Annotated in this window: 9 protein-coding genes and 2 tRNA genes; 6 read left to right on the top strand and 5 right to left on the bottom strand. The window is 42.2% G+C overall.

Annotated elements, in window-relative coordinates; all coding sequences use genetic code 11:
* Nucleotides 1–45 precede the first annotated feature (45 nt).
* From JMY08_RS09390 to JMY08_RS09380, 3 genes are all read right to left on the bottom strand, one after another.
* On the bottom strand, nucleotides 46–750 hold the full coding sequence (locus JMY08_RS09390) for an SCP2 domain-containing protein (RefSeq protein WP_194620178.1): 705 nt from the start codon (nucleotides 748–750) through the stop codon (nucleotides 46–48).
* 98 nt (nucleotides 751–848) lie between these two features.
* Entirely contained in the window at nucleotides 849–1,703 is an 855-nt protein-coding gene (ubiE, locus tag JMY08_RS09385) for a bifunctional demethylmenaquinone methyltransferase/2-methoxy-6-polyprenyl-1,4-benzoquinol methylase UbiE (RefSeq protein WP_413786695.1), read from the bottom strand.
* A 372-nt stretch (nucleotides 1,704–2,075) separates the two neighbouring features.
* Nucleotides 2,076–2,789, bottom strand: coding sequence for an FFLEELY motif protein (locus tag JMY08_RS09380; RefSeq protein WP_201593032.1), 714 nt, complete (start codon nucleotides 2,787–2,789; stop codon nucleotides 2,076–2,078).
* Nucleotides 2,790–3,037: 248 nt separating this feature from the next.
* Between JMY08_RS09380 and JMY08_RS09375 the strand changes: the two genes are divergently transcribed.
* Nucleotides 3,038–4,729, top strand: coding sequence for an ATPase (locus JMY08_RS09375; protein WP_201593031.1), 1,692 nt, complete (start codon nucleotides 3,038–3,040; stop codon nucleotides 4,727–4,729).
* 601 nt (nucleotides 4,730–5,330) lie between these two features.
* The gene (locus tag JMY08_RS09370; protein WP_194620170.1) at nucleotides 5,331–6,938 is read left to right on the top strand and encodes an inorganic phosphate transporter; all 1,608 of its coding nucleotides are present in this window, start codon (nucleotides 5,331–5,333) and stop codon (nucleotides 6,936–6,938) included.
* Between the two features lie 98 nt (nucleotides 6,939–7,036).
* Here the strand turns inward: JMY08_RS09370 and JMY08_RS09365 are convergent, their stop codons facing one another.
* A complete protein-coding gene (locus JMY08_RS09365) occupies nucleotides 7,037–8,671 on the bottom strand; it encodes an aminotransferase class I/II-fold pyridoxal phosphate-dependent enzyme (protein ID WP_201593030.1) in 1,635 nt (544 codons plus the stop codon).
* Nucleotides 8,672–9,108: 437 nt separating this feature from the next.
* Here JMY08_RS09365 and msrB point away from each other — a divergent pair, with 437 nt between their 5' ends.
* The 4 genes from msrB to JMY08_RS09345 all read left to right on the top strand — a co-directional run bounded on the left by msrB (nucleotide 9,109) and on the right by JMY08_RS09345 (nucleotide 10,585).
* Complete coding sequence (gene msrB / locus JMY08_RS09360) at nucleotides 9,109–9,534, top strand: peptide-methionine (R)-S-oxide reductase MsrB (protein WP_010199314.1); 426 nt, start codon at nucleotides 9,109–9,111, stop codon at nucleotides 9,532–9,534.
* 146 nt (nucleotides 9,535–9,680) lie between these two features.
* Nucleotides 9,681–10,166, top strand: a complete 486-nt coding sequence (locus JMY08_RS09355; RefSeq protein ID WP_201593029.1) for a glutathione peroxidase — start codon at nucleotides 9,681–9,683, stop codon at nucleotides 10,164–10,166.
* 213 nt (nucleotides 10,167–10,379) lie between these two features.
* Nucleotides 10,380–10,455: transfer RNA gene (locus JMY08_RS09350), tRNA-Val, on the top strand.
* A 53-nt stretch (nucleotides 10,456–10,508) separates the two neighbouring features.
* Nucleotides 10,509–10,585 (top strand) — tRNA-Asp (locus JMY08_RS09345).
* Between the two features lie 576 nt (nucleotides 10,586–11,161).
* Here the strand turns inward: JMY08_RS09345 and JMY08_RS09340 are convergent.
* Nucleotides 11,162–11,857, bottom strand: coding sequence for a hypothetical protein (locus JMY08_RS09340; protein ID WP_201593028.1), 696 nt, complete (start codon nucleotides 11,855–11,857; stop codon nucleotides 11,162–11,164).
* Nucleotides 11,858–11,939 lie beyond the last annotated feature (82 nt).

The following is an 11,939-nucleotide window of genomic DNA, read 5'->3' as shown; positions in this document are numbered from 1 at the left end:
TAACCCGTTTAACTAATAATGTTTGCTTGTTATTAATTAAACGGGTTATTGATGGAACGAATTATTGATAAAACGTGCCTGCTCCTCTTTGATAGCAGCAAGTTTGGCCTCTTCACGTTCGACATCAGCACGCAGCTTTAGCAGTTGTTGCTTAAGATCATTTACTTCTTCCAGCTCAACGGGGTCAGGGACACTGTTGCCCGCCACATCATTGGCCCAGTCGCTGACATCATTAAAAGCACGTTTGGCACTATGACGCCAACTGCCTTTCAGCTGTGATATGAGCAGATGCAACTGACTCGCCATCGGTTTTCCGATGAAGGGTTCTAACTGGCCAGCGACATCTGGGTCAAAACCTGCCACCAACTGTTTCAGTTGCATCAGCACTTTATAATCACCAGCGATAGGCAAGTTACCTTCAGTGCCTCGCATTAGATTGAGCAGCTGGGCTGGGTTGTCTACGGTAATGACACAATCGGGTCGACTGTGACCGATACGTGCGCGCTCCATACTCGCTTTTTGGCGTTCACTCATGCGGCCACTTGGCTCAAACACACTGTCAGTCGTGACGGGCTCAAAACGCAAACGTTCATGGGTGAATAACACATCCAAATCAATCTCAGGCGACTTCATATTCAGCCGTAACACTTTGCCAGCCAATGGTGCTAGACCTGATTTGGTGATTTCATCGCTAGCAATGGCAAGGTTAATCAGCTTTTCGGCACCAGCTAAAAGTAACACAGTCAGCATAAGGCTCTCGCATATTTAATTGAGCGCCTTTAGAAAAGCGCATGGTTTATCAGGGTCAGTGGTTACGACTATTGGGTGTTAGTATTTTTCTTTTATCGTTATGCTTTAAAGCCACGATGCACGGCGACGATACCAGCAGTAAGGTTATGATAATCACAATTTTCAAAGCCCGCTTGTTGCATCATTTGCTTCAGCGTTTGCTGATCAGGATGCATACGAATCGATTCAGCCAAATATTGGTAACTTTCAGCATCATTAGCAATCAGCTTACCCATGATCGGTAAGGCGGTAAATGAATATAAATCGTAGGCTTTCGATAATGGCTCAAACACAGGTTTTGAGAACTCTAGAATCAATAAGCGACCACCTGGTTTTAGCACGCGATACATAGATTTTAGAGCAGCATCTTTGTCCGTGACATTACGCAGACCAAAGCTGATAGTAAGCAAATCAAAGCTATTGTCATCAAATGGTGCTAATGTTTCCGCATTGGCAAGTACAAAATCGACATTATTGCAGCCAGCATTAATCAAGCGCTCACGACCAACTTCTAACATTGCCGCATTGATATCAGATAACACGACTTTACCGTTGCGACCGACTTCACGGCTAAAGACTTTGGCCAAATCACCCGTACCGCCAGCGATATCGAGCACATGCTGACCCGCACGTACGCCTGATAAGCTAATCGCATAACGCTTCCATAAGCGATGAATACCAAAGGACATCAAGTCATTCATAATGTCGTATTTTTTGGCGACTGAGGTAAAAACGTCGGCAACACGTGCTTGTTTTTCTGCTTTATTGACTGTTTTATAACCGAAATGCGTTTGCTCATTACCGTCAGTGTCGAGTGTGTGCGGGTTATTAATGTCATCACGCTGGTTAAAAAGCGTTTGCTTAGCGGTCTGCTCTTGTGCAGCGGCGCTATTGTTTGTAGGGTTGTTTGACATAGTGGTTTGTTGGCCTTGTGGCGTTCCAGTTGGCAAGTCTTGGACTTGCGTAAAATCATTACTTTTTTTGACGTTAGCATCACTACCAGTATCAGTCATCGCATTAGGCACAGGACTTTGACGCGCTTTTACTTGTGCAGTGATATTTTGACTGTGAGTGATACTGTCTCTGACCAATTTATCTTGTAAATGACCATTAGTCGTGGTGTTGAGCGCTGGCTTTTGGTCAGAGTGAGCAGTGTTATTATTGGTAATATCGGTCATTGCATTATCCTATTGTTCACTTTTATGATTATTTATTTGAGATGTTTTTTGAGTATATATTGTGTTCGTTAACGAGTTTTTGCCAGTTAACTCAGTCTCTCATCAATCCTATGATACATCAAATGACAAGGGCTTACTGCCATTATCCGTGTCATGAACTTCGTCAATAATCTCAAGCTCACGTTCACAAAACGGCTCGATAAAATTGCTCACACTTTTGAGGGGTTTCATGGCCTTAAAACCAGTATCGATGAAGTCGTACAATGGTTGAAAGTTATAGCGATAGGCGGTACCTTTTGCTAGGGCAAACGCTTTTTTGAGCATAAATGAGTTCAGATGTTTGTCAGTGCGGTAGCAAACGTCTTTAAGAGTACCAATCTGGACACGGCGTTCATCCTCTTCATCGACAGTACGATAGGCGGCTAGCATATTGTCTTCGGTGACTGGTAAGTCTTGAGCAAGTAGCCATTGGGCCAAATGCAAGTCTAGTTCAATCGCTAAAATGGCTGCTTGGATGCCCATGCTGCCAGCTTCTAAAGCGGACTCTTTAGCAAGACGCTCAAGCTTTTTTGCTTTTGGCAAAATGCGTTCTAACTGTTCGGCCAATAACTTGAACTCATCGCCACCATATAACTGTGTCAGAAAATAGTCTGCCATCAGCTGGTTTTTTGGCTGTTCAAACAGCTCACTATGCGTACGTTGGAGTCGCGCTTGTTGCCATGCTTGCACTTCGTTGAGTTTGATATTCAATTCGGCGTCTTGATGATGTGGCAGCGCCCAGAAATTTGTTAGGTGCTGTTGTAAGTCGGTTAAAGCAGACATGGCGTAAAATCCTATATAAAAATAAAGATCATGATTAAGTTGAGAATAAAATGGTCAAAGTTATGCCGTTTTTGGTGCTTATTATAATTTTAAGACTCTTTTAAAACATGCTCTCAAGATTGTGTTCACCTTAAAAGAAAATAAAGCAGAATACAAATGTCAAACTGTTACACAGCAGCGTTATTTACTGAATTGGTCGAATGCTATGATTAAGCTGACACGCTTTCAATCATAGGACGATACCAGTTATGAGCAAAAATAATAATACGACTGAACTTACAGCACCACAAGCGGTCAGTGCGCAATTTAGTGAGCAAGTGATCGAGGAGCGCTTAACGCCCAATCCACTGAGTCAGTTTTCGATGGATAAAGATGACCTTAGATTGGCACTGGTTACTGCCCAATATGCTCTGCGCGCGACACGGCAACAAACGCCGCCACCTGCCAATCAGCCAACTGGGCTGTTGGTACTGGTTAATGGTATGGAGCAGGCGGGCAAGGGGACTGCTGTCAAACAGTTGCGCCAGTGGGTAGATCCTCGGCTGCTTAAGGTGGAGGCAACTATTGGTTATTGTCCCTTAGCGTATCAGCCGATGTGGCAAGCACACGCTAAAGCGCTGCCACGTCATGGTGATGTCATGGTTTATTTTGGCAACTGGTATGCTGATTTGCTTTACAACGTCATGCGTATGGCAGCAGACAACAAAAACGATGATAAGTCGTCAAAAAATAGTCAATCAGAAGACAAAAAATCCGATAATGACAAAGCGCTACCGATTGCGAAATGGCAAGCGTATCTACAGCAGCAACTTATTAAACTGCAAGCATTTGAGCAAGACCTCGTTGCCAATCAAACCAGACTACTAAAATGCTGGTTTCATGTTGATATTGAAACGTTGCAAGAGCGATTAAATGACGATGAAGCCGATCCGCAGTTTTTGTATCAAATTGATTGGAATAATGCAGAGATTGTCGCGCAGTTTAACAAAGTAGCCGTGACATTGTTACGGCAACAGGATGACTGGATCATCATCGATGGTGAGGATAAATCACAAGCTGCCGATCATTTTTGCCATGAAGTATTGCATGCGATGCAAACTGCACTTGTAAGTAGTCGAACAGACAATAAGGAAACAACAAAAAGTCAGTCCGAGTCCAAGACGCAAAAACTTGAGTCAAAAGTCGATCAGGAACCGTTTGAACCTGTAAAAATACCCAAGTTACTAACCGATATCGATGACTCAGACGTCAGTAAATCTGACTATCAAGAGGCATTGGCAGAAAAACAAGCTCGTCTTGCCGAATTGCTACGTGCGCGCAAAGGTCGTCATATTGTTTTTGCTTTTGAAGGAATGGACGCTGCTGGCAAAGGCGGGGCTATCAAAAGACTGGTGGCAGCGCTCGATCCGCGTGAATACCAAATTTATAATATTGGTGCGCCGATGCTATACGAGTCGCAGCATCCTTATCTCTGGCGTTTTTGGACAAGGCTGCCTGACGAGCAAACAAATCGTATCAGCCGTATTGCCATCTTTGATCGTACTTGGTATGGGCGCGTGTTGGTTGAGCGTATTGAGCAGTTTGCGACTGATGCTGCATGGCAACGTGCTTATGATGAAATCAACCGCTTCGAGGCGGATTTGAGCGCAGCAGGGACGTTGGTTATTAAATACTGGCTGGCGATTGATAAGAAAGAACAGCTTAAGCGCTTTGAAGCGCGCGAAGAAACACCTCATAAACAGTTTAAGCTCACTGATGACGATTGGCGTAACCGCGATAAGTGGTCAGATCACGTACAATCCGCCGCTGATATGCTGGTACGTACTGATACTGAATATGCACCATGGTGTGTCATAGCCACCAATGAGAAGCGTCAAGCGCGTTTGGATGTTTTAGATCATGCTATTAAACAGTTGTCAGTAGCATCTAAAAGCCAGTAGCTCTTTATTAAAATTGAAGGTTAATGGCGGTCTATATTGTCAGCCGTCTTTTCCAAGTGAAGTTTAGTGAAACATACTAGATCTCATCTGTCACTGATAAAGAGTGACATTGAAAGTACACAGTCACAGTTACAAATCTTGCAATATCATTATGCATTATGTGATTATATTTAATATAATAGGGGCACAATTGTCTCTGTTATGTCATATATTGCCTTAATAAGTGTGTATTGTATGATTTGTACAGATATTTAAAAGATATTGTTGCCGTATCAGATATCGGTAAAAACAGTAACATCACCACAAATATAAGCCGCAAGATGCTGTAATCAGATGATTTAGCAATACCACTTGCGGCTTTGTGACATGTGGAGTGATGGGTTTTTGATAATGTATTAATAATTTGAATCAAACGTCAAACAGCAACAATCGATTCTAAGATACGGCAGCAAAACAAACGTAAAGAGTTCATTGTTTAGAGAGCACGTTGCGCCTTTATATAATGCTATTTTAGTGCGGGATATTAAAACCTGCCTGTATAGCTGCGCAATATTACTAATCGCATATAATTCCAATCAGCTTACGCAGGACGCATCAACGTATGGGTATTAGCAACAGTTCTACAGAGTCAGCTAAATCAGTTGGCTCCATGAGAATAAATCTATTTTTTGCCATTTTATTGGTTGCGATGACCAGTTACTTTTTGTGGTGGGGTCTAGATTACACGATGCGTCAGCAAACGACGCTATTTATTGTGGCGACCGCTTTTGGTGTCTTTATGGCATTCAATATCGGTGGTAACGATGTCGCCAACTCCTTTGGTACTTCAGTAGGTGCAGGGACGTTGACTATCCCGCAAGCATTGGGTATCGCAGCGATATTTGAAGTGTCAGGCGCTGTGCTGGCAGGTGGTGAAGTAACCGATACTATCCGAAGCGGCATTGTCGATCTAGATGGCCTCGCAGTCGAACCCAACCAGTTTATTTATGTCATGCTTTCAGCACTCATTGCTGCTGCCTTTTGGCTGTTATTTGCCACCAAAAAAGGTCTGCCAGTTTCGACCACACATGCGATTATTGGCGGCGTGGTTGGTAGCTCCATCGTATTAGGTATCACGCTAGGTGGTACCGAAATGGCATTATCAACCGTGAATTGGGGCAAGATTGGTACTATCGCCATCTCCTGGGTGCTATCACCGCTACTAGGCGGTGTTTTGTCTTATTTATTATATGGACAAATTAAGAAAAATATCATCGAGTATAATGATAAAACAGAGGCGCATATTGGCGAGTTAAAAGCTGATAAAAAAACCTTAAAACAAAACCACAAAGAATTTTTGGACGGTCTAACAGAATCAGAACAGCTGGCTTATACCTCAGCGATGTTACGTGACCAAGAAATTTACAAAGATGATGATTGCGTCGTTGAAGATTTAGAGACCGATTATTACAAACAGCTTTATGAGATTGAAAACGAGCGCAGTAACCTCGATACCCTAAAGGCATTGAAGCAATGGGTACCTATAATTGCGGCTATGGGCGGTGCAGTCATGGCCTCTCTGGTTGTCTTTAAAGGTCTAAAGAACGTCAATAATGGTATGACGACGCTGCAAGGCTTTTTGATCATGGGGATGATCTCAGCGCTAGTATGGCTTGCGACCTATATTTATACCAAGAGTATCCGTGGTAAGCATAAAGAAGATCTGACCAAAGCCACATTCATTATGTTCAGTTGGATGCAGGTCTTTACTGCCTCTGCATTTGCCTTTAGTCATGGTTCAAACGATATTGCCAATGCAGTTGGTCCTTTTGCGGCGATTATGGATGTCATTCGTACCAACAGTATCTCTACCGAAGCGGCTGTACCCCCTGCTGTGATGCTGACCTTTGGTGTTGCTCTTATCGTTGGTCTTTGGTTCATTGGTAAAGAAGTGATTCAGACCGTCGGTACCAATCTAGCGAAGATGCATCCAGCTTCTGGATTCTCAGCTGAATTGGCTGCTGCTGCCGTTGTGATGGGCGCATCGACGATGGGTCTGCCAGTCTCAAGTACACATACCTTGGTCGGTGCAGTACTTGGCATTGGTATCGTCAATAGAGACACTAACTGGAAGCTTATGAAACCAATTGGTCTGGCATGGGTGATTACCCTTCCGGCGGCAGCCTCAATGTCTGCTATTAGTTATCTCATATTGATAAATATCTTTTAAGAGTAATGCTATAGAGCCCATTAATAAGGCTTGGATTAGAACCAAAAAATGCTTATCAGCGTGATGCTGATAAGCATTTTTTTATGTTGGATGCAGATTTACTCAGTGCCAAACTGCTGGCGTTTTTTGGCAAAAAAGCGGTCCAAGCGATCCATCGCATTTTCTAAATCAAGCAAGTTTGGCAAGAACACCAAGCGAAAATGATCTGGTTTGTCCCAGTTGAATCCTGTGCCTTGAACCATCAATACGTTTTCTTCGACAAGTAAGTCCATCATAAAATCCATATCATCTTCGATAGGGTAAACTTCAGGATCCATCTTTGGAAAACAATAAAACGCGCCTTGAGGCATGGTACAAGAAATACCTTTAATCGCATTGAGACGTGAGACGGCCATGTCGCGCTGTTTATATAGCCGACCGGTCTTAGAGGTTAAGTCCTTCATACTTTGGTGACCGCCCATGGCTGTCTGAATCGCATACTGTCCTTGGACGTTAGAGCAAAGGCGCATGGATGCTAGCATATCCAAGCCTTCAATAAAGTCCGCTGCATGTTGCTTGCGACCAGATACCATCATCCAACCTGAGCGAAATCCTGCAATGCGATGCGACTTCGATAAGCCATTGTATGAGAGAACCAAAACGTCGTCAGTTAAAGTGCTCATCGGGGTATGCACATTATCATCATAGAGAATGCGATCGTAAATCTCATCGGCCATGATGATTAGGTCATGCTCTTTAGCGACTGCAATGATTTGCTTTAGTAGTTCATCACTATAAAGGGAACCTGTCGGATTATTGGGGTTAATAACCACAATGCCTTTGGTTTTGCTGGTGATTTTAGATTTGATGTCCTCGATATCAGGGTGCCAGTTGTCTTCTTCATTGCAGCGATAGTGTACAGCAGTACCACCAGCGAGGTTAGCCGCTGCCGTCCATAACGGGTAGTCTGGCATCGGAATCAGCACTTCATCGCCATCATTCATCAACGCCTGCATGGTCATGACAATCAGCTCAGAGACCCCGTTACCCAAATATACGTCACGGACATCAACTGCCGAGAGCAGACCTTTAGATTGGTAATACTGCAAAATAGCCTTGCGTGCCGAAAAAATCCCTTGCGAGTCCGAATACCCCGTGGCTTCAGATAGATTCATCGCGACGTCGCGTAAAATCTCATGAGGGGCTTCTAGGCCGAACGGCGCTGGATTGCCCACATTCAACTTCAATATACGTTTGCCTTCTGCTTCCATTTTATTGGCAGTCTGTAATAAGGGACCACGAATGTCATAGCAAACGTTTTGTAATTTATCGGATTTTTTTATCGGATTCATAGCATGACCATTTGTCAGGGTGTTTGGTGAGTTTTTATTAGTATCAATGAAAGCAGTTGATGGCGTCTTGGTCTGATTTCTTTGTGTTTTCTGTGGTGTTATTGCGTCTTGCATTTTTTCATCTTGAGGTGGGCTATTACTGTTAGGCGATGTGTCATCAGAGTTTTCATCGTGAAGCTCACCACGTAACAGATACCCTTCGCTACAGCCCAAAATACGTGCGAGGGTAGGGAGCTTGGATGAGACGATACCGTTGGTACCACGCTCCCAGTTCGAGATAGCACCGCGACTCACCTTGGCACCAGCAGCGGTCATCGCTTGTGCTAGCTGCTCAGCGGTGAATCCTTTCTTACGGCGTAATTGTACCAATCGTGCTGCTTGGGTGCTGTTGTCATCCGACATGGTTGTTTAGGCCTTTATTAACTGATAGTTTTTTAATAAGTAGATGAATTGAGGATTTTAATTAGACGCCAATGCAAGATATTATTGCATTGTTAATCTTAATGCAAGAGGTTTTCAAATCACTTACACTTGTAAATGCAAGTTTTACTTGCATTACTCCTTTTATGTATGACGCTCCCGACGATGACAGTCAACTAAATACATGTTTACCTATCAAAATTACATCTTTACTCACTCTAGTTTTAAAGTAATTTGATATATTTTAAATCAGATAAAATTCTATTTAACGACATACTTATTCCAAAATACAGGCATTGCGACTCTAATATTCACCTTGAATAGTGAGTCGATAAGCAACAGATAGGGCACATCGTTTTCATAATAATATGGCGATAAAATAGTGACAGAGATAACAGATACTCTAATAAGGACAAATCATGCAAGACAATCAATTAAGTAAAGAAGAAATCAGCCAATTGACTGAAGCTGACTGGAAAGAGCGTCTGAGTGCTGACGAATATCATGTACTGCGTGAGAAAGGCACAGAGCGTCCATTTACTGGTGTTTATAATGACGCGACTGATGACGGTGTTTACCGCTGTAAAGGCTGCGGTGCCAGCTTATTTGATTCGACCAATAAGTTTGATGCAAGCTGCGGTTGGCCAAGTTTTGATCAAGGCATCGATAATAGCGCAATTGAAGAGCACGTTGATAATTCGCTAGGTATGACTCGTACAGAAGTAACTTGCAGCAACTGCGGCGCACATTTGGGTCATGTATTCCCTGATGGACCGAGTGAGACGACAGGTATGCGCTATTGCATCAACTCAGTATCTATCGATTTAGATAAGTCTGAGAAGTAAGTATTTAGATAATAGTAGTAATAGTAATATGGAAGGGAAGTACAGAGTGCTTCCTTTTCAATAACACTTGCTGCTTATATGACTGATAAAGTAAAAGTGTCAAATGAATACCCAAAACAACAAAAACCTCAATTTAAGGATAAATGATGAGTACTATTTATGATTTTACGGCTGAGCGCATGGATGGTAGCCCGCAAGCGTTTTCTGACTATCAAGACAAGGTATTGTTAATCGTTAATACCGCGAGTAAATGTGGCTTTACGCCCCAGTTTGAAGGGTTGGAGGCGCTATATGAGCAATACAAAGATCAAGGATTGGTCGTCGTTGGCTTTCCTTGTAATCAATTCGGTAGCCAAGATCCAGGCACTAATGACGAAATTGGCGCGTTTTGTCAAAAGAATTATGGCGTCAGCTTTCCGATGATGGCAAAGATTGATGTCAACGGAGCAGAGGCTCATCCCGTTTATGCATGGCTCAAAGAGCAAAAGGGCGGATTGCTGACAGATGGTATTAAATGGAATTTCACCAAATTTTTAATCGATAGTAAGGGTCAAGTGATTGATCGTTATGCACCAACGACCAAGCCTGACGCGATAAAAAGCGATATCGAGCAAGCACTAGCTAATAAATAAGCATGAAGTCTAGAAATATTGAACATTTATAAAAATATAAAATCAACAAAAACATATGCTTGTCATAATAGTGAATAAAATATCTCAAAAAGTGGTAAATACTGTTTGACACGCACATGTAAATCTATATAATACACACCCACAGCAGCAGAGCTTAGTGACAAACTAAAGAGCTCAGTTGATGTTGAATAAATTGCATAGCAATTGTTCGATGGGTGATTAGCTCAGTTGGTAGAGCGTCTGCCTTACACGCAGAATGTCGGCGGTTCGAATCCGTCATCACCCACCACTTATTTAGCGAAGTGGGCCTCTTCATAAAGGTAAAGTGCTAAAGAGACCTAAGCAGCGGTAGTTCAGTTGGTTAGAATGCCGGCCTGTCACGCCGGAGGTCGCGGGTTCGAGTCCCGTCCGCTGCGCCATATTTAAAACGAATTTAAACTGTAAAGTTTAAGCAAGTTTCGCCTCAAGTATTAGTTTACTTGAGGTTTTTTTGTGTCTAAATTTTAGCTTAAAGCTTTTTAATAATATGGTCTTGTCACTTTCACTTTCACTTTCACTTTCACTTTATCGCTCCAGTAGCGATAGCTAGCTCTTTATTAATGAACCAGATATGAATCTGCATGCAGGTATCGTCAGAGCACTTTTAAACCGCTACGGTGTTACCCGTCGTAGATGTACGCAGTGTACTATCTGCGGTCGGTCGCCTTGTAGCGATTCTAACATTCCTTGACTATAGTTTTCGTTCCAAAATCGCTGACTATTTGCTCGGTGACCAAACAATGACCTTTTCATCGATGGTATCCTCGCTTGGAAAAATCAGCTTCTCAATAGCATTAACGACAAATCTGCTGGGTCAAGACGTCTTAATCGCCTGTATAGACGATTTAAAGGCTTTCTCTGATGCTATGGGTACTTTTCTATCCTAAAATGCAGATTCAGCAGTGTATGGTGCATACAGTGCGTTTCTCGATAAACCCTTTGCCATGAATGAGTACTTAGTTTACCGAGTTTGGTTCTACATTTTCTTCAGCATAGCTCAGTTGTTTTTGTTGTTGCATTTGGTCGATTTTCTGCTGATTGCGCTTTTTAACTTCACTAATAGCAGCACTAAGTTGATTGTTTATTTCTTCTACTTCAGATTTTTTTTCCTCATAACTCTCATTTCTTTTCATCTCAGTCTTTTGTGTCGGGATATCTATATCCAGTAGACCATAATCGTTTTCAAAATCTTCTAAATTTTCTCTCTCTATAGTGCGTAAAGGTATCACTTTGCTCACTTGCTCATTTTTTAAGATTTTATCCACTTTTTGTGAGTCTTTATCAGACGCAATACTTGGCTCTATAGAATATGAATTATCATTTTCATTACGTTTTTGAGAGTTGCTTTTCTGATTTTCACTCTCTTGAGGAATAGTTTTTTCCGAGACAGTGACGTGCTTTCTCTGATTATTATCGATTTTAGGACGTGTTTCAGCTTTATCTAAGGTAAGGGTATAGGCCGATGTCTTAAGTGGGGAATCGCTATTATCTGTGTGAGTCACAGTGATGTGATCCGAACTATTTTTCTGGTTATTAGCAAGATCATCTGAACTGTATTTGCTTGAGTTTATATAAAAGGTAAAGAATATCGCTAAATGCAGAAATATTGCAAACGCTAAGGCTGCTGACCATTTTTCACGAAATTTATTCATTATAAAAGGCTACCTTTCTTTATCAGTAGAACACAGTATTAGTATGGGTGTAAATTTATATTGATTATATTATCTAATAGAT

The sequence above is a fragment of the Psychrobacter sp. Pi2-51 genome (genome assembly GCF_904846665.1).
In the GTDB taxonomy this organism is placed as follows: Bacteria; Pseudomonadota; Gammaproteobacteria; order Pseudomonadales; family Moraxellaceae; genus Psychrobacter; species Psychrobacter glaciei.
This window is presented reverse-complemented; position numbering and strand designations above follow the sequence as displayed.

Bases quoted from the DNA above. Each gene is read 5' to 3' on its own strand.
- JMY08_RS09390 (WP_194620178.1), bottom strand. From the start codon at position 750: ATGCTGACTGTGTTACTTTTAGCTGGTGCCGAAAAGCTGATTAACCTT.
- ubiE (WP_413786695.1), bottom strand. From the start codon at position 1,703: ATGTCAAACAACCCTACAAACAATAGCGCCGCTGCACAAGAGCAGACC.
- JMY08_RS09380 (WP_201593032.1), bottom strand. From the start codon at position 2,789: ATGTCTGCTTTAACCGACTTACAACAGCACCTAACAAATTTCTGGGCG.
- JMY08_RS09375 (WP_201593031.1), top strand. From the start codon at position 3,038: ATGAGCAAAAATAATAATACGACTGAACTTACAGCACCACAAGCGGTC.
- JMY08_RS09370 (WP_194620170.1), top strand. From the start codon at position 5,331: ATGGGTATTAGCAACAGTTCTACAGAGTCAGCTAAATCAGTTGGCTCC.
- JMY08_RS09365 (WP_201593030.1), bottom strand. From the start codon at position 8,671: ATGTCGGATGACAACAGCACCCAAGCAGCACGATTGGTACAATTACGC.
- msrB (WP_010199314.1), top strand. From the start codon at position 9,109: ATGCAAGACAATCAATTAAGTAAAGAAGAAATCAGCCAATTGACTGAA.
- JMY08_RS09355 (WP_201593029.1), top strand. From the start codon at position 9,681: ATGAGTACTATTTATGATTTTACGGCTGAGCGCATGGATGGTAGCCCG.
- JMY08_RS09340 (WP_201593028.1), bottom strand. From the start codon at position 11,857: ATGAATAAATTTCGTGAAAAATGGTCAGCAGCCTTAGCGTTTGCAATA.